Annotated in this window: 23 protein-coding genes; 8 read left to right on the top strand and 15 right to left on the bottom strand. The window is 64.4% G+C overall.

Annotated features, from left to right (window positions below; translation table 11 throughout):
- A partial coding sequence (locus tag QMZ05_RS33130) for a TonB-dependent receptor plug domain-containing protein (protein WP_353704576.1) occupies nt 1-509 on the bottom strand: 509 nt, incomplete at its 3' end.
- Between the two features lie 252 nt (nt 510-761).
- Here QMZ05_RS33130 and hemP point away from each other — a divergent pair.
- The 6 genes from hemP to QMZ05_RS33100 all read left to right on the top strand — a co-directional run bounded on the left by hemP (nt 762) and on the right by QMZ05_RS33100 (nt 6,025).
- Nucleotides 762-965 carry a hemin uptake protein HemP gene (gene hemP / locus QMZ05_RS33125; RefSeq protein WP_353704575.1) on the top strand — a complete coding sequence of 68 codons (204 nt, stop codon included), beginning with the start codon at nt 762-764 and terminating at the stop codon, nt 963-965.
- An 8-nt stretch (nt 966-973) separates the two neighbouring features.
- Nucleotides 974-1,924 (top strand): hemin ABC transporter substrate-binding protein, encoded by a 951-nt coding sequence (locus tag QMZ05_RS33120; RefSeq protein ID WP_353704574.1) that lies wholly within the window; start codon nt 974-976, stop codon nt 1,922-1,924.
- Nucleotides 1,921-3,021, top strand: coding sequence for an iron ABC transporter permease (locus QMZ05_RS33115; protein WP_353704573.1), 1,101 nt, complete (start codon nt 1,921-1,923; stop codon nt 3,019-3,021). The genes QMZ05_RS33120 and QMZ05_RS33115 overlap by 4 nt, the downstream gene beginning before the upstream one ends.
- A complete protein-coding gene (locus QMZ05_RS33110) occupies nt 3,018-3,821 on the top strand; it encodes a heme ABC transporter ATP-binding protein (RefSeq protein ID WP_353704572.1) in 804 nt (267 codons plus the stop codon). Before QMZ05_RS33115 ends, QMZ05_RS33110 begins: the two co-directional genes overlap by 4 nt.
- Nucleotides 3,822-3,942: 121 nt before the next feature.
- Nucleotides 3,943-5,295, top strand: a complete 1,353-nt coding sequence (locus QMZ05_RS33105) for an esterase-like activity of phytase family protein (protein WP_353704571.1) — start codon at nt 3,943-3,945, stop codon at nt 5,293-5,295.
- 286 nt (nt 5,296-5,581) lie between these two features.
- On the top strand, nt 5,582-6,025 hold the full coding sequence (locus tag QMZ05_RS33100; RefSeq protein WP_353704570.1) for a hypothetical protein: 444 nt from the start codon (nt 5,582-5,584) through the stop codon (nt 6,023-6,025).
- 21 nt (nt 6,026-6,046) lie between these two features.
- Here QMZ05_RS33100 and QMZ05_RS33095 read toward each other — a convergent pair whose 3' ends face one another.
- From QMZ05_RS33095 to QMZ05_RS33085, 3 genes are all read right to left on the bottom strand, one after another.
- Nucleotides 6,047-6,883, bottom strand: coding sequence for an enoyl-CoA hydratase-related protein (locus QMZ05_RS33095; RefSeq protein ID WP_353704569.1), 837 nt, complete (start codon nt 6,881-6,883; stop codon nt 6,047-6,049).
- An 83-nt stretch (nt 6,884-6,966) separates the two neighbouring features.
- A complete protein-coding gene (locus QMZ05_RS33090; RefSeq protein ID WP_353704568.1) occupies nt 6,967-8,634 on the bottom strand; it encodes a mucoidy inhibitor MuiA family protein in 1,668 nt (555 codons plus the stop codon).
- Nucleotides 8,635-8,812: 178 nt separating this feature from the next.
- Nucleotides 8,813-10,246 (bottom strand): MFS transporter, encoded by a 1,434-nt coding sequence (locus tag QMZ05_RS33085; protein ID WP_353704567.1) that lies wholly within the window; start codon nt 10,244-10,246, stop codon nt 8,813-8,815.
- Nucleotides 10,247-10,327: 81 nt separating this feature from the next.
- On the opposite strand from QMZ05_RS33085, the gene QMZ05_RS33080 reads away from it, so the two are divergent.
- Nucleotides 10,328-10,786: a MarR family transcriptional regulator gene (locus tag QMZ05_RS33080; RefSeq protein ID WP_353704566.1), complete on the top strand. Its 459-nt coding sequence runs from the start codon at nt 10,328-10,330 to the stop codon at nt 10,784-10,786.
- A gap of 74 nt (nt 10,787-10,860) precedes the next feature.
- Here the strand turns inward: QMZ05_RS33080 and QMZ05_RS33075 are convergent, their stop codons facing one another.
- From QMZ05_RS33075 to QMZ05_RS33025, 11 genes are all read right to left on the bottom strand, one after another.
- Nucleotides 10,861-12,033 (bottom strand): acetyl-CoA C-acyltransferase, encoded by a 1,173-nt coding sequence (locus tag QMZ05_RS33075; protein ID WP_050423239.1) that lies wholly within the window; start codon nt 12,031-12,033, stop codon nt 10,861-10,863.
- A 364-nt stretch (nt 12,034-12,397) separates the two neighbouring features.
- Nucleotides 12,398-13,987, bottom strand: coding sequence for a phosphoglycerate dehydrogenase (gene serA, locus QMZ05_RS33070; protein WP_279708946.1), 1,590 nt, complete (start codon nt 13,985-13,987; stop codon nt 12,398-12,400).
- Between the two features lie 170 nt (nt 13,988-14,157).
- On the bottom strand, nt 14,158-15,330 hold the full coding sequence (locus tag QMZ05_RS33065) for a phosphoserine transaminase (protein WP_353704565.1): 1,173 nt from the start codon (nt 15,328-15,330) through the stop codon (nt 14,158-14,160).
- A 78-nt stretch (nt 15,331-15,408) separates the two neighbouring features.
- Nucleotides 15,409-15,621, bottom strand: coding sequence for a hypothetical protein (locus tag QMZ05_RS33060; RefSeq protein ID WP_353704564.1), 213 nt, complete (start codon nt 15,619-15,621; stop codon nt 15,409-15,411).
- Between the two features lie 168 nt (nt 15,622-15,789).
- The gene (locus tag QMZ05_RS33055; protein ID WP_353704563.1) at nt 15,790-16,260 is read right to left on the bottom strand and encodes a GNAT family N-acetyltransferase; all 471 of its coding nucleotides are present in this window, start codon (nt 16,258-16,260) and stop codon (nt 15,790-15,792) included.
- An 18-nt stretch (nt 16,261-16,278) separates the two neighbouring features.
- The gene (locus tag QMZ05_RS33050) at nt 16,279-16,869 is read right to left on the bottom strand and encodes a glutathione S-transferase family protein (RefSeq protein ID WP_353704562.1); all 591 of its coding nucleotides are present in this window, start codon (nt 16,867-16,869) and stop codon (nt 16,279-16,281) included.
- Between the two features lie 71 nt (nt 16,870-16,940).
- Nucleotides 16,941-17,792 carry an outer membrane beta-barrel protein gene (locus QMZ05_RS33045; RefSeq protein WP_353704561.1) on the bottom strand — a complete coding sequence of 284 codons (852 nt, stop codon included), beginning with the start codon at nt 17,790-17,792 and terminating at the stop codon, nt 16,941-16,943.
- Nucleotides 17,793-17,984: 192 nt separating this feature from the next.
- Nucleotides 17,985-18,836 (bottom strand): outer membrane beta-barrel protein, encoded by an 852-nt coding sequence (locus QMZ05_RS33040; RefSeq protein ID WP_353704560.1) that lies wholly within the window; start codon nt 18,834-18,836, stop codon nt 17,985-17,987.
- Between the two features lie 311 nt (nt 18,837-19,147).
- Nucleotides 19,148-20,398: an MFS transporter gene (locus QMZ05_RS33035; protein ID WP_353704559.1), complete on the bottom strand. Its 1,251-nt coding sequence runs from the start codon at nt 20,396-20,398 to the stop codon at nt 19,148-19,150.
- Nucleotides 20,399-20,656: 258 nt separating this feature from the next.
- Nucleotides 20,657-22,003 (bottom strand): phosphoglucosamine mutase, encoded by a 1,347-nt coding sequence (gene glmM, locus QMZ05_RS33030; protein WP_353704558.1) that lies wholly within the window; start codon nt 22,001-22,003, stop codon nt 20,657-20,659.
- Between the two features lie 218 nt (nt 22,004-22,221).
- Nucleotides 22,222-22,395, bottom strand: a complete 174-nt coding sequence (locus QMZ05_RS33025; RefSeq protein ID WP_167351874.1) for a hypothetical protein — start codon at nt 22,393-22,395, stop codon at nt 22,222-22,224.
- 135 nt (nt 22,396-22,530) lie between these two features.
- On the opposite strand from QMZ05_RS33025, the gene QMZ05_RS33020 reads away from it, so the two are divergent.
- The gene (locus QMZ05_RS33020) at nt 22,531-23,667 is read left to right on the top strand and encodes an alpha-hydroxy acid oxidase (protein ID WP_146993045.1); all 1,137 of its coding nucleotides are present in this window, start codon (nt 22,531-22,533) and stop codon (nt 23,665-23,667) included.
- Nucleotides 23,668-23,884 lie beyond the last annotated feature (217 nt).

The following is a 23,884-nucleotide window of genomic DNA, read 5'->3' as shown; positions in this document are numbered from 1 at the left end:
TTGGCATTGTGTCCGGTGCGCTGATAGTTCTGCCGCGCGCCGTCGACCACGACCGCGACGCGGCCGAAGTCCTGCAGGCCGCGGATATTGATGACCGTCGCCGGATCGTCGCCGCGCTCCTGGAACGAGACGCCGGGCACGTTATAGAAAATGTCGGAGACCCGGTTCGGCTGCAGGCCCTGAATCTTCTCCAGCGTGACGGAGCTGACCGGCGCCAGCGCGTCGATGGCGCGCTCTTCGGTCTTGGACGCCACCGCCGTGATGGTGTCGAGCGACTGCACCGGCACCGCGCCGATCTGCGCACGCGCATTCATCGCAGGCTGTGCCGCCGCTTGCTGTTCGACGGCAGGCTTCGGCTTGCGTTTGGCCTGCTTCGGCCGCTCGGTCGCGAGACGCGTAGCCGACGCATCGGCCGTTTGCGCCACACCGCTCTGCGGCAACGCTGCCGAAATTGAAAACACCGACGCACCCAAAATCAAGGCGCGCGAAACCCTAGCCCCGTCAGCCATTCTAGCCCCAGCCCGATCATCGCTTTGTCTGATTTGGCTGGCGTGCGCTCCACCGAGCGGCTTGCTGGCTACGTTGCGATGCAAGCCACACACTTGCATCGCGTGATGATTGGTTACGGGCCGGCAACAAAACGGTCAAGAATGCGGCGATGCTGTTTACATCGATTGTAAAGTGCAGACGTTGGAATGCGGCTACGCCCGCTTATACAAGCAGGCATCATTTGACGATTTCGAAGGCGCAGCATCACGAGAATGTCGGCAACTTCCGGAGACAACATCGACGCGGCAAAACAAGCCGTATCAGCGTCTGATGCGGCGAAAACGCTCATCATGCGCGGGAATCGCCTCGACAGCCGCGACCTGTTCTCGGCCGAGCGCGAGATCATCATCGTGCATGGCGAAGAACATTACCGCTTGCGGTTGACCTCGCAGAACAAGCTGATCCTGACCAAGTGACGGCCCCGATGACAATTTGTCGCACGCTCGCTCTGCTCGCATTCTCCTGTCTGCTGCCATCAGGCGCAGCAACCGCCGAGGGTGTCACTGTGAATGACGCGCGCGGCCGCGATGTCGTGATCGGCGATCCTACGCGGATCGTCTCGATCGGCGGCGCGATCACCGAGATCCTCTACGCGCTCGGCTTCGAGGGTCGCATCGCCGGTGTCGATGCGACCAGCCTCTATCCGCCGTCCGCGCTGCGCGACAAGCCCGACGTCGGCTATATGCGCCAGCTGTCGCCGGAGGGCGTGCTCGGCCTGCACCCGTCGTTGGTGCTCGCGGTGCAGGGCTCCGGGCCGAAGGAGACCATGGATGTGCTCGAGGCAGCCAAGGTACCGCTGGTGCTGGTGCCGGAGACGTTCTCGGAGGCCGGGCTGGTCGAGAAGATCAAATTGGTCGGCCACGCCATGGGTGCTGATCCGCGCTCTGCGTGCCTCTCCGCTGCGGTGGAAAGCGATCTCGCACAACTACGCACGCTGCGCGCCAAGGTGACAAAGCCGGTGCGCGTGATGTTCGTGATGTCGCTGCTGAACGGCCGGGCGTTGGTCGCGGGCCACAAGACCGCCGCGGACGAGATCATCCAGCTCGCCGGCGGCGTCAACGCGATCGACGGTTACGACGGCTACAAGCCGGTCAATGACGAGGCCATCGTGGCGGCGGAGCCGGACGTCGTGCTGTCGATCGATCGCGGCAAGGACTCGCTGACGTCAGAGGCCGTGTTCGTGCATCCGGCCTTCGCGCTGACGCCGGTCGCGGCCAACAAGGCGTTCATCTCGATGGAGGGGCTTTACCTGCTCGGCTTCGGGCCGCGCACCGCGGCGGCAGCACGCGATCTCTCGGTCAAGCTTTATCCGGCGCTGGCGCCGGCGGCCGACACCTTCAAGCCGGCGGTGCTGACCGCAAACTGCCGGCAATGAGCGCGCTGGCCGAACGCAGCGCGCGCGGGAAACAACGGCGTGCCGGCATGTCGCTGCGGCCGGCGGCGACACTCACTTTGCTCTGCTTGTTTGCGGCGCTCACAGCCGCAGCGCTCGTCGCCCTGACGGTCGGGGCCGCTGGCATTCCGTTGGTACGGCTTCCGGCCGCGCTCGGCCTGTGGGCAGACGGCGCGGCCAACCCGCTGCTGGTGCGCGACCAGCTCGTGATGTGGTCGATCCGGATCCCGCGGATCGCGGCAGCGGCGATGGTCGGCGGACTCCTTGCCGTATCAGGCACAATCATGCAGGGCCTGTTCCGCAACCCTCTCGCCGACCCCGCGCTGGTCGGCGTCTCCTCCGGCGGCGCGCTTGCGGCGGCGGCGGCGATCGTGTTCACCGACAGCCAGTTCGGCGAGAGCCTGCGCTTCCTGCAACACCAGCTGTTGCCGGTCGCGGCCTTTGCCGGCTCGCTGATCACGACCATCGTGCTTTATGGCATCGCGAGCCGCGGCGGCCGGACGTCGATCGCGATCTTCCTGCTGGCCGGGCTTGCGATCGCTGCGATCGCCAATGCCGGCATCGGGCTCCTGGTCTTCGTCGCCGACGACCGCCAGCTCCGCGACATCACCTTCTGGATGCTGGGTTCGCTGAGCGGTGCGACCTGGAGCAAGCTCACGGCGCTCGCGCCTGTGCTGGCCGTTGCGCTGATCGCCTGCCTCTCGATCGCACGCGGGCTCGACGTGCTGGTACTCGGCGAGGCCGAGGCGTTCCACAGCGGCGTCGATGTCGAACGGCTGAAGCGGATCTCGATCGTGCTGGTGTCGGCGATGACCGGGGTCGCGGTTTCGGTGTGCGGCGTGGTCGGCTTCGTCGGCATCGTGGTGCCGCATCTGCTGCGTCTGGTGATTGGACCGGCGCATCGCCTCTTGCTGCCTGCCTCGATCTTGCTCGGCGCGATCCTGCTGGTCGGCGCCGACACCGTGGCGCGCACCATCGTGGCGCCGGCGGAAATGCCGATCGGCATCCTGACCGCGGCGATCGGCGCGCCGCTCTTCCTCGCCATGCTGCTGCGCCAGCGAGGATTGGTGTCGCTATGAGCGTACTGCTCGAAGCGCAGGCGGTATCGATGACGGTCGGCGGCGCAACGCTGGTCGATGCTGTCTCGTTGCAGATTGCCGCTGGCGAGATGGTCGCGATCGTCGGCCCCAACGGCGCCGGCAAATCGACCCTGTTGCGGATGCTGTCCGGCGACATCAGGCCGTCCCGCGGCACGATCACGCTCAGGCAGCGCGACCTCGGCGCCTACGTTCCGCGTGAGCTGGCGCAGCACCGCGCGATGCTGTCGCAGCACGTCAACGTCACCTTCCCGTTCACGGTCGAGGAAATCGTCAGCATGGGTGCCGGCGAAAGCCCGCGCGCCGTGGCGCGTGCGCTGGTCGCCGCGGCGCTGGACGAGGTCGGGCTTTCGCACTTCCGGTTCAGGCAATTGCCGACGCTGTCCGGCGGCGAGCAGCAGCGCGCGCATTTCGCCCGCGTGCTGGTCCAGCTCGCCTGCGGCGAGGCGCTGCACGGGCCGGGGCTCCTGCTGCTCGATGAGCCGACGTCGAGCCTCGATCTGCGGCATCAGATCGACCTGGTCGAGACCGCGCGGCGGCGCGCCAAGCGCGGCACCGCCGTGATCGCGATCCTGCACGACCTCAACCTTGCGATGCGGTTCGCCGACCGCATCCTGCTGCTGCATCGCGGGCGGCTTGCCGTCGATGGCGACCGTTCCGCTGCGATGCAGGCCGACACGCTCCGGCAGATCTTCGAGATCGACGCGGCGATCGAGTACACCGGCAACGGCGTGCCGTTCCTGCTGCCGCAAACGATGCGGCCGGTCGGCAAGGCGACGTAACGCCGCAAGGCTTATCCCATCGCAACATCGGCGATTCACAAAACTGTCAGCCGGCTGTAACAGGCGCCTCGGAGAACACCGCATCGCTTATCTCGTCGTGTCTTTTCTTGGGAGATCAACCATGCGCCTGTCCCTGCTCTATTCCGTCGCCTCGATCCTGCTCGCCACATCGGCGTTCGCGCAGAGCGAGGGCGGATTTCCGGCGACGCTGGCAGGACACGCCGTGATGCCGGCGGAAAGCTTCATCGACGCTCCAGCCGATGCGCCGGCCGATTTGAAGACCTCCGGCAAGTACACCACCGGCAAGCGGGTCGATGCGATCGGCACCGTGATGGGCAGGTCCTACGAGCGGCCGACCGGCGTGTCGCTGCCGTTCAAGGGCCAGCCGCTGCAGGGCCATTCCGGCATCAAGGCGATGTCCGACGGCACGTTCTGGGTGATCACCGACAACGGTATGGGCTCGCGCTACAACTCGGCCGACTCGATGCTGTATCTGAACCGCTACAAGATGGACTGGACGGGCGGCAAGATCGAGCGCCAGGAGACCGTGTTCCTGCACGATCCCGACAAGAAGGTGCCGTTCCGCATCGTGCATGAGGACACCGCCAAGCGTTACCTCACCGGCGCCGACTTCGACACCGAGGGCTTCCAGATCATCAACGACATCTTCTGGATCGGCGACGAGTTCGGGCCCTATATCCTGAAGGCCGACAAGACCGGCAAGATCCTCGCCGTGTTCGAGACCGTCGCCGACGGCAAGCCGGTGCGCTCGCCGGATCACTGGGCAGTACAGTCGCCCGGCGCGCCCGGCGCGAGCTACACCAACGTCAATCTGCGCCGCTCCAAGGGCTATGAGGGCTTTGCTTCCTCCAAGGACGGCAAGTTCCTCTACGGTCTGCTCGAAGGGCCGCTGTGGGATGCCGACAAGAAGGACTGGGAGAAGGTCGACGGCAAGGAAGCCTCGCGCATCCTCGAATTCGACGTCGCGGCGGAGAAGTTCACCGGGCGCTATTGGCAGTATGTGTTCGAGCAGAACGGCAATGCGATCGGCGACTTCAACATGATCGACCCGACCCAGGGCCTCGTGATCGAGCGCGACAATGGCGAAGGCACCGCCGACAAGGCCTGCCCGCAAGGCCAGCGCGGCGAGAACTGTTTCCCCGACCTCGCCAAGTTCAAGCGCGTCTACAAGATCGAGCTGTCCGACGCCAATGTCGGCAAGCCGGTGCGCAAGATCGCCTATATCGACCTGATGAAGATCCGCGATCCGAACAGGAAGGCCCGCAAGCCGCTCAATGACGGCGTCTACACCTTCCCGTTCTTCACCATCGAGAACGTCGACCGCGTCGACGAGACCCACATCATCGTCGGCAACGACAACAACCTGCCGTTCTCCTCGAGCCGCGACCCGAACAAGGCCGATGACGACGAATTCGTGCTGCTCGAAGTGGGCGATTTTCTGAAGGCGAAGTGAGTCTGCTGCGCTCGCCGCACACAACGGTGTCGTCGCCCGGCTCGACCGGGCGACCCAGTATTCCAGAGGCGGTCGACTTCAACGGATAGGCCGCGGCGTACTGGATGCCCCGCTCAAGGCGGGGCATGACAGTGAATATGCGGAGGCTCGTCCCGTTCTCCTCGCACCTGTTAGCGCGTGGCCATCAGATCAGGTTCAATCCAAAGGTTGTTCTACAATTGCACTTCTAGCAACGCGCTAGATGATGATAGCCTCCGCCGATACTCGAATCGCCTTGAGGCAAATCATGCAAGAGAAATCCAGCCTGACCACCATCGAGGCGCTGATAGCTGCGAGCTTCATTGTGTACCTGACCTGGGATCAAAGCTGGGGCCTTCCGCCGGCATGCGTCGCCCTGATACTCGGCGTGATCGTGTACTTTGCCTATCTGTGCTTGATGCGCCGATTGGTGAGGCTTCATCAAAACAGCTACGGAGCAGTGGCCACGATATTGGCCCTTGCATGGGCCGTATTGGCTTACTTCGCAATGAGCGCGCTGCAGGCTGGGTTCGCCAGCCAGATACCCGACACACTGCTCATGCAACTATGGCCGTGGATCGCGGCGATCGCCGCCTTCATTGGCGCGCTCGCCAGCAAGGTGCGCTTCATGGACGATGTTCGCGACTATGTCCTCGGCCGTCGCGCGCACTGGGACAACCAGCAATGGCTGGAGGAGAACGCCGGCTTCTAGCCGGCGCTCTCTCGCCGAGCGTCACTCCTTCTTGGTCCGGTAATCTCCGAACGTGGTGTCGCGCTGGTCGAGCTGGGCCTTCACGCTGCCGCCGTCGCGGCGGAAGCCTGCCATGTAAGCCTTGCTCGCCTCGGTCGTGAAGGCCAGCGCCTGGATCTCGGTGCCGGCGCGCATCGCGGCGCGGGCGCCCATGATTTCCATCGCACGATGAACTGAGCGCTTGTTGAGCTGCTGCAACTCGATCGGCACCTTTGCCGCGCGCTCGGCAAAATCCAGCGTTCTGCTCTCCAGCTCGCCGATCGGGAATGACCGGGTCGCGTACCCCCATTCGGCGGCCTCACGGCCGGACATCGCGTCGCCGGTCAGCATCAATTCCATGGCGCGGCGCATGCCGACCAGCCAGGGGTGATACTGCATGTCCGGCGGGCTCATCAGCCGCACCGGCGGGTAGCCGATCTGGGCATCGTCGGCGACATAGACCACGTCGCATGCGGTGGCGAGCTCGGTACCGCCGGCGAGGCAATAGCCGTGCACCTGTGCGATCACCGGCTTTGCAAGATCCCAGATCGAGAACCAGCCCTCGACGACATGGCGCGACCATTGGCCGGGGCCGGATGCCGAATGGTAGGGCTGGTCGACGCGGTTATCAGCGGACAGGTCATAGCCCGCCGAGAAGCACGGCCCTGCGCCGCGCAGGATCGAGATCAAAATCCCGGGATCGCGGTCGGCCTGCTCCAGCACCTCGAATATCTCGCCGCGCAGGCGGTTGTTCAGCGCGTTGCGCTTCTCGGGGCGGTTCAGCGTGATGCGGCGGACGCGCGGACGCGGATCATCGACGATGATGTGCTGGTAGCTCATGGATCCTCCCGATCTCAGGCATTTTTGCCCTTGGCAAAGTGATGCCCGAGATCGGGAGTGAAGTCATCGGCTGCCAGCGCAGATCACCCCGCCGGCACCATCACGACGCCCTTGTCCTTCGGCCAGCGCATCCGCCAGGCGAAATTGACGTCACGGACTTCGCCGGGCTTGGCCTCGAACGCCCATTCCAGCACGCCGCGCTTGTCGCGCAAATTGGTGGTCGTCGCCGGGGTCGACGACGGCAGCAGCTCGACCACGATGTCGTCGTTCTCGCTGACCGGGAGCTGATCCTGGATCGCGACCTTGATCGGGAAGTCGTGGCCGTTACGAACCGTGGTCTTGAACGCGCGCTCGTCGGTCTTCGACGTCGTCACGATCAGGCCCGCGGAGCCCTCGTTGCGCTTCACCACCGTGCGTTCGATCTTGACCTTGTCGTCGGCGCCGAAGCCGAGCCGCACGGTCTCGTCCTTGGCGGCGGTGGCCATCCGGCTGCGGCCGACAAAGATGCCGTCGCGGTAGATCGAGACCTGCCCCGGCAGCAGCGGAGCATCGTCGGCCTGCACGAAGCTCGCTTCCAGGAACGCGGTCGGATCGAGCACCGGGACGGCGCGAACCGCGAGATCGGGAGTGATCGTCGCCGTCGCGATGCGCAAGCTCTTGGCACCCTCATTGGCCGCGACGCTGACTCGACCGGGAATTTTGAAGGTGGCCTGGAAGGCGCCGACCTCAGCTGTGGCATCCCGCTCCTCGGCCTGCTTGGACAGATGCTGCTCCATCGGCGGCGCAGCCGGCGCGGGCATCAGCGCCGAGGGCTGTTGCACGCTGTCGAACGCTCGGCCCGCAGCCAGCGGCCGCGGCGGCAACGGATATCGCACGATCAGCGAATTGAGATCGGGCGCGTTGCCGCCGCGGGCGACTCGCACGGTGGAGACGGCGAGCGCCACGTTCGACCAATCCTCGCCGGTCGACTGGGTGATCTCGGCACGGCGCACCAGTTCGATCGCCGGCTTGCGGTCCTTGGCGCCGGTGTCGAGACGGGCGTCGTAAATCGGCATCCAGCGGGCGTTGCGCACCGCATAGGTCACCCGCAATGTCGCGCGGGTCGCGGCGGCGGAGGCCAGCTCGATCCGCACCTCGAGCTTGCTCGGCGGCTTGGCGGCACGATCGGCTTCAAGACGCGCGATCTCGCGATCAACGTCGCGCTGCTTGCGCGTGGCGTCGCGGATCGCGTTGTCGGCGGTTGCCACTTCGTCCCCGACCGCCGAGAACGCGGCACGCCACTCGCTGACCGGACGCGCCTCGCCCTTCTCGCCGATCCCGACCGGCGAGGCCTCGGCAAAATGCTCGGCGAATTTGCGCCGCGCTTCGGCCGCCGTGATGATTCCCTGCAGATCCTCGCGCTGATCCCTGAGCGCCTCGATCCGCTTGTCGATGTCGGGCAGGTTGGCCGGCGGCACCGGCCGCGGCGGCCGCGCGTCGATGGCTCCGATCGTGAGCCGGTCGCCCGCCCCGCCTTCGACCCGCAACGAGGTCGGATCGAGGCCCATCGGGAAATCCTTCGCGACGAGCGTATTGTCGCCGGCCGGCAGATCCAGCGTGATGACGCGGGTGACACTCGCGCCATCAGGATAGACGGTCACGGCGTCAACCTGCGACGCCGCGTCGAGATTGGCCGCATGCAGCGGCCCGGCAACCAGCGCTCCCGCCAGCACCAGGCTGGAGGTCACAAGACAATTCGCAATCCTTCGCATCACACATCCCTCCGGGAACATCGCATCGCGCGCGAGACGAACCGCGCGCCGGGCTCAAGGCGCGCCGTTTCTCGTGGTGAGACGCAGCGAGGAAGGGACTGGTTCGATTGAGGTTTCCCTGCGGCGCGACCATGGCGGCGCCACGGCTGCCGAATGGCGCGGCGATGTCTTTCGTGCGTCAGCGCTCAGCCCGGCGCCGGATGAACAGGTAATTCGGCACGAAGCCGGCGATGGTGATCGCAATCATGATCCACCAACCGCGATGGAAGGCCGCGATCCTGTCAGCCATCGTGGCCGGCGTAGCCAGGATCGCGACGAAGATCGCGACGCCGATCGCAAGTGCCGCCTGCCGGATCATGTTGATGACACCCGAGCCGGTGGCGAACGACGATGGTGGCAGCGAACCCGCCCCGACCCCCATCAGGGTCGGAAAGGTCAGCCCGACACCGATACCGGTGAGCATCATGCCGACCACGAAGGCAGGTATGTCGGGGTCAGCCCCAAGCAGCATTGCCCAGATCGCGAGGCCGCCCGCGAACGATGCGATTCCGGCGGACACGACGGCTGCGGCGCCAAATCGTGCGATCAGGCGGGCAGCGAACAACAGCGAGGTGAACGGGACAAGCAGCGGACCCGGCGCGATTGCAAGGCCGGTCTTCAGCGCCGACCAGCCCCACACGGTTTGCTCCCACAGCGCCACCGACAGCAGCATCGCGCCGAAAGCCGCCGAGTAAGGCGCCATGACAAACGTCGCCCCGGTAAACGGCCTGACCGCAAACAGGGCGGGATCGACGAACGGGTTCTTCGAGCGCAGACAGTGCCACGCGAAGGCGGCGAGCGAGAGGCCCGCGACGGCAAAACCGAGCAGCACGCCGCGCGAGCCCCATCCCCAGTCATTCGCCTTCACGATTCCGAATGTCAACGCACCGATGCCCGAGGTCACCAGCAGTGCCGCCCACCAGCTCGGGCGCGGTACGTCATGGCCGGGCACTTCAGGCAGTTTGAGCCAGCCGATAACCAGTGCGACGACGCCGATCGGGACATTGACGATGAAGATCCAGCGCCAGTCGAAGGTGACGAGCACGCCGCCTGCGAGCGGCCCGAGCGCGGCCGCAAGTCCGCCGATCGCCGTCCAGGTCCGCACGGCACCTGCGCGCTGGTCGGGCGGAAACGACGCCAGCAGCAGGCCGATCGAGGTCGGGGTCATCAACGCCGCACCGGCGGCCTGCGCGATGCGGGCGACGACCAGCAGTTCGACGTTGGGTGCAAGCGCGCATGCCGCCGACGCGGCCGTGAACAGCGCAACGCCGAGCAGGAAGCTCAGATTGCGGCTGTGGCGCTCTGCCAGGCGGCCGAAAAACACCAGCAGCGCCGCATAGACGATCGCATAGCCATTGAGGATCCAGGACAAATCCTCGAGCGAGGCGCCGCGGAATTCCTGCGCGATGTTCGGCAGCCCCACATTGACGATGAACAGGTCGAGATTTGCGAGGCAGATGCCCACCGATACGATCGCGAGCACCTGGCGCGGTGATGCCGTTGCGACGCGAGCCCGCGGTCGCGCGTCAGTTCCGATAGCCAGCCCGATCGTCTCCGCCTCAATCTCCGACATCGCTCTCTCCGGATATGTGCATATGCATCTATTGCTATTAAGTGCATATGCATGTATGTGTCAAGACGATCGGAGGCTTTAATGGCGAAAACGGAACCCAGCCGATGCAATCTCACAGCGCTGCGCAAGGCGACGCGGCGGGTGTCGCAGCTCTACGATCAGGTCCTTGCCACGTCCGGGCTGCGCGGCACGCAACGGGCCATTCTGGTCCACATCAGACGTTCGGGCGCGCCGACGATGGGCGAACTGGCCGCCGCGCTGGTGCTCGACCGCACCGCGCTCAACCACAACCTCAAGCCGCTGGAGCGCGACGGCCTCCTGACCATCACCGTCGACAAGGATGACCGCCGCAGCCGCCTGGTGCGGCTGACCAAACGCGGCGAAGCGAGGCTCGACGAGTCGCAGGCTGCCTGGCTCAAGGCGCAGGATCGTTTCGAGACCGCCTTTGGCGCCAGGCAGGCCGCCGATCTGAGGCAGACGCTCGAACTGATCGCCGCTCTCGAATTTGGCGAGCACCCGGCCGATTTGTCGGCGTCATAAACCGGTTCAAATGAAAAGCGGCCCGGCGTTGGCGCCGGGCCGCTCGTTCTCACGCGATCCGCGTCGGTCGCGCCTTAGCTATAGATCTCGAACAGGCCGGCGCCGCCCTGACCACCGCCGATGCACATGGTCACGACGCCCCACTTGGCCTTGCGGCGGCGGCCTTCCTGCAAGAGGTGGCCGGTGAGCCGGGCACCGGTCATGCCGAACGGATGGCCGATCGCGATCGAGCCGCCGTTGACGTTGTACTTCTCGGGATCGATGCCGAGCTGGTCGCGCGAATAAAGGCACTGGCTGGCGAAGGCCTCGTTGAGCTCCCAGAGGTCGATGTCGTCGACCTTCAGACCGTGGCGCTTCAAGAGCTTCGGCACGGCGAACACCGGACCGATGCCCATCTCGTCGGGCTCACAACCGGCCGAGGCCCAGGCAACGAAACGGCCGAGCGGGTTGAGGCCGCGCTTCTCGGCGTCCTTGGCTTCCATCAGCACCACGGCGGCGGCGCCGTCGGACAGCTGGCTGGCATTGCCGGCGGTGACGAACTTGCCCGGGCCCTTGACCGGCTCGAGCTTGGCAAGGCCTTCCAGCGTGGTCTCGGGGCGGTTGCACTCATCGCGATCGACCACGTAGTCGACGATCGACTCGGCCTTGGTTGCCTTGTCGACCACCTTCATCTTGGTCTTCATCGGGACGATTTCGTCCTTGAACTTGTTGGCCTGCTGCGCGGCGGCCATGCGGCGCTGCGACTCCAGCGAATACTCATCCTGGTATTCGCGGCTGAGCTTGTAGCGCTCGGCGACGATGTCGGCGGTATCGATCATCGCCATGAAGATGTCGGGCGCGGTCTTGAGCAGGTCCGGATCGATCGATTCCTTCGGCGAGCCGCCGCCGGGAATCGAGATGCTCTCGACGCCGCCGGCGACGATGCAATCAGAGCCATCCGAGCGGATGGAGTTGGCGGCCATCGCGATGGTCTGCAGGCCCGACGAGCAGAAGCGGTTCACCGAGACACCGGCGGTCGACTTCGGCAGGCCGGCGAGCAGTGCGGCCTGGCGGCCGATGTTCGGCGCGCCATGCGCGCAATTGCCGAGATAGCAATCCTCGACATATTCCTTGTCGACGCCGGCACGATCGACCGCGTGCTTGATGGCGTGCGCGGCGAGCGACATCGGCGGGGTGATGTTGAATCCGCCACGGCCGGACTTCGCCAGGCCGGTGCGCGCATAGGAAACGATTACGGCTTCACGCATTGTTTTCTCCCTCTGAGATGACGGTCATTGTGGCGCGTCGTGGCCCGTTCGTACACATTTTTCGTGCGGCGCAACAGCAATACCAGAGGCCCTGGAACGACAAACGCCGCCTCCGGGGTCGGAGACGGCGTCATGTTCCGCAGATCGGAATTTGGGTGTGCTTGAACGAGATCAGGTGATGACCACGAGCGCGCTTTGGCTCCCTCTCCCGCTTGCGGGGGAGGTTTGGGGTGGGGGCATTTTCGCAATCGAGAATCTTTGTGAGGAGAGAGCCCCCACCCGGATCGCATCTGTCGATGCGATCCGACCTCCCCGCAAGCGGGAGAGGTGAAGCGAGACTGCGGATCAGCCGTCGGATTGCAAACTAAAACGTAAGCGCTTTGGCCTGCTTCACCTGCGGCAGCGATTGCACCTTGGCGAGCAGCTCCGCCGGCACCGCGCCGTCGACCTCGACCAGCGCAATGGCGTCGCCGCCCTGCTTGACGCGGCCGAGATGGAAGGTCGCGATATTGATTTTCGCATCACCCAAGAGACTCGCGAACGCGCCGATGAAGCCCGGCTTGTCCTCGTTGGTCACGTAGATCATCGACTTGCCGAATTCGGCATCGACGCGGATGCCCTTGATGTCGACGAGGCGCGGCTTGCCATCGGCATACACGGTGCCGGACACCGAACGCTCCTGGCGCTCGGTCGCGACGGTGACCGTGATCAGGCTTTCGTAGTCGCTCTGCGCGGCACGGACGACCTCGTCCACCACCATGCCGCGCTCCTTGGCGACGACCGGCGCCGACACCACGTTGACCTCGCCCAGCATCGGGCGCAGCAGGCCGGACAGCACCGCCGAGGTGATCGCCTTGATCTTCATCTCGGCGACGTGGCCCTCATAGGTGATCGTGGTCTTGAGAATCCCGCTCTCGGTGAGCTGGCCGGCGAACGAGCCGAGCTTCTCGGCGAGCTCGATGAACGGCTTCAGCTTCGGCGCCTCTTCCGCTGTGATCGAGGGGAAGTTGACCGCGTTCGAGATCGCGCCCGACAGCAGATAATCCGACATCTGCTCGGCGACCTGCAGCGCAACGTTCTCCTGCGCCTCGGTGGTGGAGGCGCCGAGATGCGGGGTGCAGATCACGTTGGGATGACCGAACAGCACGTTCGTGGTCGCCGGCTCCTCGACGAACACGTCGAACGCGGCACCCGCGACATGCTTGGAATTCAGCGCATCGACCAGCGCCTGCTCGTCGACCAGCCCGCCGCGGGCGCAGTTGATGATGCGCACGCCCTTCTTCATCTTGGCGATCGCGGCCGCGTCGATGACGTTGCGGGTCTTCTCGGTCAGCGGCGTGTGCAGCGTGATGAAATCGGCGCGCTTGAGCAGGTCATCCAGCTCGACCTTCTCGACGCCGATATCCTTGGCGCGTTCCGGCGACAGGAACGGATCGAACGCGATCACCTTCATGCGCAGGCCGAGCGCGCGATCCGCGACGATCGAACCGATATTGCCGCAACCGATCACCCCGAGCGTCTTGGCGGTAATCTCGACGCCCATAAAGCGGTTCTTCTCCCACTTGCCGGCCTGGGTCGAGGCGTCGGCCTGCGGGATCTCGCGTGCCAGCGCCAGCATCAAAGTGATCGCGTGCTCGGCGGTCGTGATCGAATTGCCGAACGGCGTGTTCATCACGATGATGCCCTTGGCGGTCGCGGCCGGGATCTCGACATTGTCGACGCCGATGCCGGCGCGGCCGATCACCTTGAGCTTGGTCGCCTTCTCGATGATCTTGGCGGTCGCCTTGGTGGCCGAGCGGATCGCAAGGCCATCATAGTTGCCGATGATCTCGGCGAGCTTGTCCTTGTCTTTGCCGAGGTTGGGCTGGAAGTCGACCTCGACGCCGCGATCCTTGAAGATCTGCACGGCGGCCGGGGACAGCGCGTCGGAAATGAGAACCTTGGGTTTTGTCATCGGAATGATCCGTTGCTGAACGATGCGTTTGAATACACGACGGCCGCGGGCACGAAGCCCGCCCGGCCACTCTGCGCGATAGATGGCCGGGTCAACTAGCGAAGACGCGCTTCGCGCTTTAGCCCGGCCATAACGATGATGAATTACGCGAAGCGGCCTAGGCCGCTTCTTTAAGCAGCCTTGGGCAGCGCCGCCTTGGTTTCGGCGAAGGCCCAGTCGATCCACTGCGTCAGCAGCTCGACGTCCTTTGCTTCAACGGTGGCGCCGCACCAGATCCGCAGACCAGCCGGCGCATCGCGGTAATACGCGAAGTCGAAGCCGGCGTTTTCCTTCTCCACCAGCGCGACCAGCTTCTTGCAGAAGTCGGCCTGCGCATCTGATGGAAGCGAGGTGATCGCGGGATCGGTGAACTTCAGGCACACCGAGGTGTTGGAACGGATCGCGGGATCCGTGGCCAGGAAGTCGATCCAGGGTGTCCGCGCCTTCCAGTCGGCGAGCGCCTTGGTGTTGGCGTCGGCGCGCGCGATCAGGGCCTTCAGGCCGCCGATCGACTTCGCCCAGTTCAGCGCGTCGAGATAATCCTCGACGCACAGCATCGACGGCGTGTTGATGGTCTCGCCTTCGAAGATGCCCTGGTTGAGCTTGCCGCCCTTGGTGAGACGGAAGATCTTCGGCAGCGGCCAGGCCGGCTTGTAGGTTTCGAGCCGTTCGACCGCACGGGGCGACAGGATCAGCATGCCGTGCGCCGCCTCACCGCCGAGCGCCTTCTGCCAGGAGAAGGTGACGACGTCGAGCTTGGCGAAATCGAGCGGTTGCGCGAAGGCGGCCGAGGTCGCGTCGCAAATCGTGAGGCCTTCACGGGTTGCGCTGATCCAGTCTGCGTTCGGCGCGCGCACGCCTGACGTGGTGCCATTCCAGGTGAAGACGACGTCCGATGCGGGATCGACCTTGGAGAGATCGGGGATTTCACCGTAAGCCGCGTTCAGCTTGGTGACGTCCTTCAGCTTCAATTCCTTGACGATGTCGCTGACCCAGCCCTCGCCGAAGGATTCCCAGGCGAGCGTGGTGACGGGACGCGCACCGAGCAGCGACCACAGCGCCATCTCGACCGCGCCGGTGTCCGACGCCGGCACGATGCCGATCTTGTAGTCCGCAGGCACCTCAAGCACTTCGCGCGTCAGTTCGATCGCGAGCTTGAGCTTGGCCTTGCCGACCTTCGCGCGGTGCGAACGGCCGAGGGCGGCGTCCTTGAGATTGTTGGGGTTCCAGCCGGGGCGCTTGGCGCAGGGGCCGGAGGAGAAATGCGGCACGTTGGGCCGCGAAGCGGGCTTCGCTGCAGTCATAATCTACCCTTCCAGATAGCTGCCTCTCGGTGGGGAGAGGTTTCCCGCGGTCGGAGATAGTGGAAGGGTACCCAAACGTCAAGGAAGTTCAGACTTTTCCGGAACGATCGGGAGATCACGGCTGATTGATGGGGCGTTCTCGACCTGCTGCACCGTCTCCTGATCGAGCAAATCTGCCGCCAGTGTCATGATCTTAACTGCCTTGCGCCGGCTCGATATTTTCAAAATGCTCTTATCGCCGGCCAGCACGATGTACTCGTTGCCGACCCGGACGATCGAATATTCCGACATTCCAATCCCCAGTTGCCCGCCGCCCCGTGGGAGACGTCCGACATACCGGACTCGTTCCGCCCCGTAAAATCACGGAGGCCGGCTTAGTTTATTGGCTGTTAACCGGATCGCGCAGCAGCGGCTACCGCAGGCATTGCCTTGTGAGCGGCACAACTTCGTACGCGCAGCTCAAAAGCGCAGCGTCATGCCGACATGGCTGCGCGCGAATCCGAGCCGCTCATAGAAGCGCTGCGCGTCGACGCGGGTGTGGTGCGTCAGCAACTCGACGAGCGTGCAACCTTGCGCGCGCGCCTCGGTCACCGCCCACTGCACGAGCTGCTCGCCGATGCCGCGGCTGCGGCAGTGTTTTGCAACGCGGACGTCCTCGAGCAGACCGCGCGAAGAGCCTTGCGAACTGATCCCCGGCAGAACCGCAAGCTGCAGGCAGCCGACCACGGCGCCCTTCTCGTCGACCGCGACGACGAGTTGCAGGTTCGGATCACGCTCGACCCGTGCGAAGGCGTCGTAATAGCTTTGCGGCAGCGGATCCGCGATCCGCTCGCGCGCGCTGCCGAGCGGATCGTCCGCCAGCATGCCGACGATGGCGGCGACATCCTCGCGCCGCGCGCGGCGGATCGTGATCGATGAGGCTTCAGTCATATCGATGTTCACCAGAAGTCAGCGCACCGCCGGCAGGCCGAGCACATGCTCGGCATCGGCGATCCAGCGGCGGATCATGGGATAGCGCGCGAGTTCGAGGCCGCCGTCCTCCGCCGTGCGCGTATAGGCGAGCAACGACACGTCGGCGAGCGAGAACGCATCGCCGACCAGGAACTGCGTGCCGGCAAGATGCCGCTCCAGGTGATCGAGCGCGACATAGCCGCGCTTGATCAGATTCGGATCGATCTCGGAGACGGCCTTGCCGAGATACACGGTCTGAAAACGGCAGACGGCGACATAAGGCTCATGGCTGTTCTGCTCCCAGAACATCCAGGCATCCATCTGCGCCGCGCGATACGGATCGGCGGGGATCAGATCGCTGCCGCGCGCGAGGTAGCGGATGATGGCGTTGGATTGCGCAAGCCTGCGTCCGTCATCCAGCTCGACCGTCGGCACCTGTCCCCAACCGTTCAGCTTGAGGAATTCCGCCGTCCGGCTGCCGCCCTTCATGGTGTCGATCTCGACCCATGTGTAAGGCAGCGCCAGCTTGTCGCACACCCATTTCACCTTCAGGCAATTGCCTGAATTGGCGTCGCCGTGGATTTTCATGTGAGGTCGCTCCGCTTGCGGAGCAACATCGGATCAGCCGCACATTGCGGTGTCAAGCGACGCAGCGTTCGTCAGAACTTGTAGCCGATCGCAGCACGTACGCTGTTCTGCGTGACCGACGTGTTCTTGACCGGCATGAACTTGACGTATTCCCACTCGCCGCGCAGGAAAACACAGTTCCACAGCATGTATTCCAGGCCGAGACCAGCGGTCCAGCCGGCAACGTAAGCGTCCGTCTTCGCATCCGTTGCGGTTTGGGAAAACTGCGGGAGTGCAAAGGTGGTCGAACTTCCGTCGGCAAAGTTGATCGTTCTGTTCACGGAGCTCGTGACCGTGCGCGAGACATCCATTCGGCCGACCGCAAGGCCGCCGAACATGTAGGGCAGAAAGTCACCGGTTGCCCAACCCGCCCGGCCGCGGAATGTCACCTCGTCCTTGAGCTTCATTGAAGCGCTTCCATTCAACGTCACGCCGTCGGCGGCAGAGGCACCGGCCGGCAGGACCAAGGTGGGTTGCGCGACTTGAATCGGACCCAGGCTTCCGAAGGTCGATGCCGTAAGGCCGGACCAATGGGTATAGTTTGCTTCGACACCCACCACGGCGTCGTCATACTGCCAGTTGCGTCCGACAAATGCTCCGAAACCCGAGCTTTGCGAATTGACCCGGCCAAGCAGATTGAATTGAGACGTCGGCCCTTGCAGCGTCGTGTTGCGAAAGATGGAATTGGTCAGCGGCGCAACCGAGCCACCGAAGTCGGTGTTGATCCATGTCTGGCTGACCTGACCGCCGACATACCAGCCGTCCCAGTTTCTGGTGGGTGCGCTGGACGCGGGCAGACTGCCGCGAAGGAACTCCGGCATGTCGGCCGCCTGCGCGCCGGTCACCGCCCCGAACATCATCGCCGCCAGCAAGAACCTACGCATCGCAACGCTCCATCCCACTCATCGAATGCGCGTTGATCATCGCCTGTTAACCTTAACCAATCGTTGTCGCCGGCCGTCTTCGACCACGCAAGTTGCACAAAGCTCGCGACATGGCGCGGCAACGGAAAACGGCGCGGGATGATCCCGCGCCGTTTTCAATCGTTAACCGTGAGGCCTCGAAATTAACCCTTATCAGCCCTTGCGGATCAGCGGGGGCGGCGGCGGCGGGGGCAGCACGTCGCAGCACGGCAGGTTGAAGCGCACGCCGAGCTTCACGTCCTGCGAGGTGATGTCGCGGAACTGGAAGCTCGAGGGGCCGGTCGGCGTGCCGTCGAAGAAGTGCCCCTGGCCTTGACCAGCGGTGCCCATGTCGAGGTAGCGATAGGCCAGTTCAACCGTAAAGTTGTTGGTGACCTTGTAGGCGACACCGGCATGCACCGCCCAGGCGAAGTTGGTCTTGGTTGCGCCGTCGGCGATGAAGGAGCTGGTCAGGCCCGACCCGCTCGGGAACGTGGCGACGTCGGAGAACGCCGAGGTCTTGAGCACTGCGGCACCGACACCGGCGCCGATGAACGGGGTCAAGCAACCCCAGGTGCCGAGATCGGCGTAGACGTTGACGAGGCCGACCCAGCTCTGGACGCCGCCATGATAGGTGTCGCCCAAGGAGCTCGGCCCGGGGAACGTGAAGAAGTCGGTGCCGTTGAAGCTCACCTTCGAGCGATACTCGCCGGTGATGTCGGCGCGGAACCAGCTGTTGAACTGATAGCCGACGCCGATGCCGTAGAGCATGCCGCCGTCGAAACCGTGGCCGAATTGATTGAAGGCAGTGCCGGCCGGCAGCGTGTCGTAGGCGTTAACGTGCAGCCTCGCCTTGGTGTTGGTCATGCCGATATCGCCGCGCAGATACCAGCCGCCGAAATCCTGGACCGGAGGAGGCGCATACGCCATCGGAGGCGGCGGCATGATCGGCATGTCGGCAGCGAACGCCGCCGAGGACAGCAGAGATGCCGCTCCCGCGGCAATCAGGGTCTTTACGCTACGCATTGGCTTCGTCCTTTTGGGCCAAGTGAGGCGACACGAAAGGCCCCACGTCTGAAACTCACGGGCGGACGATGGCAGCAAATGTTTAAGCGGCACTTAACCCTAATTTTTAAGGTTGATTTTCTCTGACCTAATTCTGCGGCTGTTGCTTATGGGTCCATAAATGCGCGCACGCAGCGGCGAAAGATGGCGATCTCGCCACAGATGCTAATGAAGCGTTGACGCATATGCGCGCGTTTGCAACGCACGCGAGCCGCTTGTGTTAGCGAATGCTTAATGCGGGAACCGCCACTGCCCGGCTCACTGCCGGCAGTTCAGCGAACGGCCTTCGGCATCTTCGGCAGGAACACCGCGAGCAGGCCGATCGCCGGCAGGAATGCGCACAGCTGATAGACGAAGGCGATCGAGGTGTGGTCCGCGAGCTTGCCGAGCACCGCGGCGCCGAGCCCGCCGATGCCGAAGGCGACGCCGAAGAACACGCCGGAGATCATGCCGAAGCGATGCGGCATCAATTCCTGCGCGAACACGATGATCGCCGACGTCGCCGATGAGATGATCAGGCCGATCACGACCGTCAGCACGGCACTTGCGAACAGGCCGGCATAAGGCAGCGCCAGCGTGAACGGCAGCGCGCCGAGGATCGAGAACCAGATCACGTATTTGCGGCCGAAGCGGTCGCCGAGCGGCCCGCCAATGAACGCGCCAGCGGCGTTCGCGGCGAGGAAGATGAACAGATAGAGCTGCGCCGCCTGCGTCGAGACGCCGAACCTGTCGATCAGATAGAAGATGTAATAGCTCGACAGGCTGGAGACATAGAGCTGCTTGGAGAACAGCAGCGCGACCAGCACGACGAGCGCGATCATCACGCGCCGCTGGTCCGGATGGTCGGGATGCCGCGCAGCGGCGACCGCCTTCTTGCCCGCGATCTGCGGCTTGTACCAGACGCCGATGCGCCAGAGGATCACGATGGCGAGGAACGCGATCGAGGAGAACCAGGCGATCGAGGGCTGGCCGAACGGCACCACGATCAAGGCGGCGAGCACGGGTCCCATCGAGGTGCCGAAACTCCCGCCGAGCTGGAACACCGATTGCGCGAAACCGTAGCGTCCGCCAGACGCCAGCCGCGCGATGCGCGACGATTCCGGGTGGAACACCGCGGACCCGAGACCGACCAGCGAAGCCGCGATCAGGATCATCCCGTAAGAGTGCGCGACGCTGAGCAACAGCAGCCCGAAGAAGGTGAAGCCCATGCCGATCGCAAGCGAGAACGGCTGCGCCTTCTTGTCGGTGAAATGCCCGACCAGCGGCTGCAGCAACGAGGCGGTGAACTGGAACGCCAGCGTGATCATTCCGATCTGCGCGAAGTCGAGCGCATAGTTGTTCTTCAGGATCGGATAGACCGAGGCGATCAGCGACTGCATGGTGTCGTTGAGGAAGTGCGAGAAGCTGATGCCGGCGAGCACGACATAGGCCGGCCCCGCTGCGGCGGCCACCTTCGCGGCGGTCAATTCCGGTACCGGCACCGGTTCGCCCAGTGCCTGTTCGCTTATGACGGGCTTGTTCAACGCAGCATTCCCGGACGGATTCGCAAAAATACCTCCGTGTCGTACGACGCGGAGGTAGGGCGGACCAGTTGCACTAGCCGATGGCAGCGATGCGCGGTGTGGTTCTCGCAACCATCTGTCCCACCTCCCCGTCATCCTGAGGAGCGCGTAGCGCGTCTCGAAGGATGAACGGCCCGGCTGGTGGCCGTGCATCCTTCGAGACGCGGCCAAGCGGCCGCTCCTCAGGATGACGGGGAAGGTTGGCTGGAGAGTTAGGCCCTAAGCCGCGGCGGCGTGGCCGAGTGCGCTGACGATGTTGTCGACGACCTCTTCCACCAGGATGCGGTCATCGCCCTCGCCCATGACGCGGATCACCGGTTCGGTGCCGGAGGGGCGGATCAACAGACGGCCATGGCCGTTGAGGCGCTTCTCGCCGTCGGTGATCGCGGACTTGACCTCGGCGGAGTCGAGCGGCTTGCCGCTGCGATAGCGCACGTTCTTCAGGATTTGCGGCAATGGTTCAAAACGCCGGCAGATCTCCGACACCGGGCGGCGCAGCTTCTGCACCACGGCCAGCACCTGCAGCGCGGCGACGAAGCCGTCGCCGGTGGTCGAATAGTCCGACATGATGATATGGCCGGACGGCTCGCCGCCGAGATTGTAGCCGCCGCTCAGCATCTGCTCGAGCACATAGCGGTCGCCGACCGGGGTGCGGACCATCGAAAGCCCGTGGCCCTGCAGGAAGCGCTCCAGCCCGAGATTGGACATCACGGTCGTGACGATGCCGGGTTTGGCAAGGCGCCCCTCTTCCTTCCAGCTCTGCGCGATCACCGCGAGCAGCTGGTCGCCGTCGACGATGTGGCCGCGCTCGTCGACCAGGATGACGCGATCGGCATCGCCGTCGAGCGCAATGCCGATGTCGGCGCGCATCTCACGCACCTTGCGCGACAGCGCTTCCGGTGAGGTCGAGCCGCATTCCTTGTTGATGTTGAAGCCGTCGGGTTCGACGCCGATCGGCACCACGTCGGCGCCGAGCTCCCACAGTGCTTCCGGCACCACCTTGTAGGCGGCGCCGTTGGCGCAATCGACCACGACGCGCAGGCCGTCGAGCGAGAGGTCGCGCGGCAACGTGCGCTTGGCGAATTCGATGTAGCGGTCATGGACGCCGTCGATGCGGCGGGCGCGGCCGAGGCTCGCGCTCTGCGCCAGGCGGCGATCGAGCGATTCGTCGAGCAACTGCTCGATCTGCTTCTCGACATCGTCGGAGAGCTTGAAGCCCTGCGGGCCGAACAGCTTGATGCCGTTGTCCTCGAAAAGATTATGCGACGCCGAGATCATGACGCCGAGATCGGCGCGCATCGACTTGGTCAGCATCGCGATCGCCGGCGTCGGCATCGGGCCGACCAGCAGCACGTCCATGCCGACCGAGGTGAAGCCCGCCACCATGGCGTATTCGATCATGTAGCCGGACAGCCGCGTGTCCTTGCCGATCACGACGCGATGGCGATGGTCGCCACGCTGAAATACCAACCCTGCGGCCTGCCCCACCTTGAGCGCGAGCTCCGGCGTGATCAGTCCATTGGCGCGGCCCCGAATTCCATCGGTCCCGAAATATTTGCGGCTCATGTAACCCCCAACACGGACCTCTCAAACCACCCGGCGAGAGAGTCCCGAACGCCTACCAGTGTAGCGTGCATCGGCCTTATAGACTGCCAGGCGCTAAGATGACTTCAAAAAATATGATGAATCATTACCACGGCCGAACCGCATTTTTCGGCCTTAAGGCGCTGAAAAATATAACATTCCGGTGGTTCAGACAATCCCCGGGGGAGGCGCGCTGTCCCCTACCCTTTGCCGCTGCGCTTGACGTGCTGGTCGCCCTTGGTCGGGGCCGGCTGGGTCACATTGACGGGGTCGGAACCGGGAAACGTCTCCTCCAGGCCCTCTTCCAGGGCCTCGTCGAGCCGGCGCTTTTCGGCGTTGTCGTCGGCCTTTGGCTTGGTGCCTGATTGCATCATCGTGCTCTCCCATCCGTCTTCGATTTGGCGGGCCCTCCAACCATGCTAGATGACGGCAAGACCGAACAGCTGCAAGACTTACCGACAAGGCTTGCTCGAATAGACTTGCGACAAGAAGAAGGGCCGGGAAAGTCCATGAAGCACATTACCTGCATCGAAGATCTGCGCCAGCTGCACAAGCGCCGGGTGCCGAAGGCGTTTTTCGATTATGCGGACCGCGGCTCCTACACCGAGGACACGCTGCGCGCCAATTCCGAGGACCTGCAGCAGATCAAGTTCCGCCAGCGCATCCTGGTCGATGTGTCCAAGCGTACCCTGGCGACCACGATTCTCGGTGAGCCCTCGGCGATGCCGTTGATCCTGGCCCCGGTCGGCCTGCTCGGCATGCAGCATGGCGACGGCGAAATCTACGCCTGCCGCGCCGCACAAGCGGCCGGCATTCCCTTCACCCAGAGCACCATGTCGATCTGCTCGATCGAGGACATCGCGGCCGCCGTCGACAAGCCGTTCTGGTTCCAGCTCTACGTCATGAAGGACCGCGGCTTCATCAAGTCGCTGATCGAGCGCGCGATCGCGGCGAAATGCTCGGCGCTGGTGTTGACCGTCGACCTGCAGGTGATCGGCCAGCGCCACCAGGACATCAAGAACGGCATGACGGTGCCGCCGGAATGGTCGCTGTCGAAATTGATCGACTTCGCGACCAAGCCGGCCTGGGTGTCGGGCGTACTGCAAGGCAAGCGCCGCACCTTCGGCAACATCGCCGGTCACGTCAAAGGCATGGACGACATCGTCAAGCTGTCGGAATGGACGGCATCGCAGTTCGACACCACGCTGAACTGGAAGGACATCGATTGGATCCGCTCGATCTGGCCGGGCAAGCTGATCCTGAAGGGCATTCTCGATGTCGAGGACGCCGAGCTCGCCGCCAAGACCGGCGCGCAGGCGATCGTGGTCTCCAACCATGGCGGCCGCCAGCTCGACGGCGCACCGTCCTCGATCGAGGTGCTGCCCGAGATCGTCGACGAGGTCGGCTCAAAGCTCGAGATCATGTTCGACGGCGGCATCCGCACCGGCATGGACATCATGCGCGCGCTGGCACTCGGCGCGAAATCCTGCATGATCGGCCGCGCCTATGCCTACGGCCTCGGCGCCGGCGGCCAGGAGGGGGTCGCCAAGGCGCTCGATATCCTGGGCAAGGAGCTCACCACCACGATGGGCCTGTGCGGCGTCAACACCATCGCCGAGATCGACGACAAGGTGCTGGCGGTATGAGGCAATAGCCATCCCGCCTACAGGCGTCGTCCCGGCGAAGGCCGGGACCCATAACCACAGCCGTGCGAGATTTGAGCAAGGCTGTGGCCACAGCTCTTCTCAACAACCACCATCGGTGGTTATGGGTCCCTGCTTTCGCACTAGGGCATGCACAGATCTGATGCGACAGATTGACTCGGACGCTGAGCCTGGGATTCCAGAATCGGCAATGCATGTG

Origin of the sequence: Bradyrhizobium sp. INPA03-11B, assembly GCF_040446015.1 — a bacterium.
Classification (GTDB): Bacteria; Pseudomonadota; Alphaproteobacteria; order Rhizobiales; family Xanthobacteraceae; genus Bradyrhizobium; species Bradyrhizobium macuxiense_A.
This window is presented reverse-complemented; position numbering and strand designations above follow the sequence as displayed.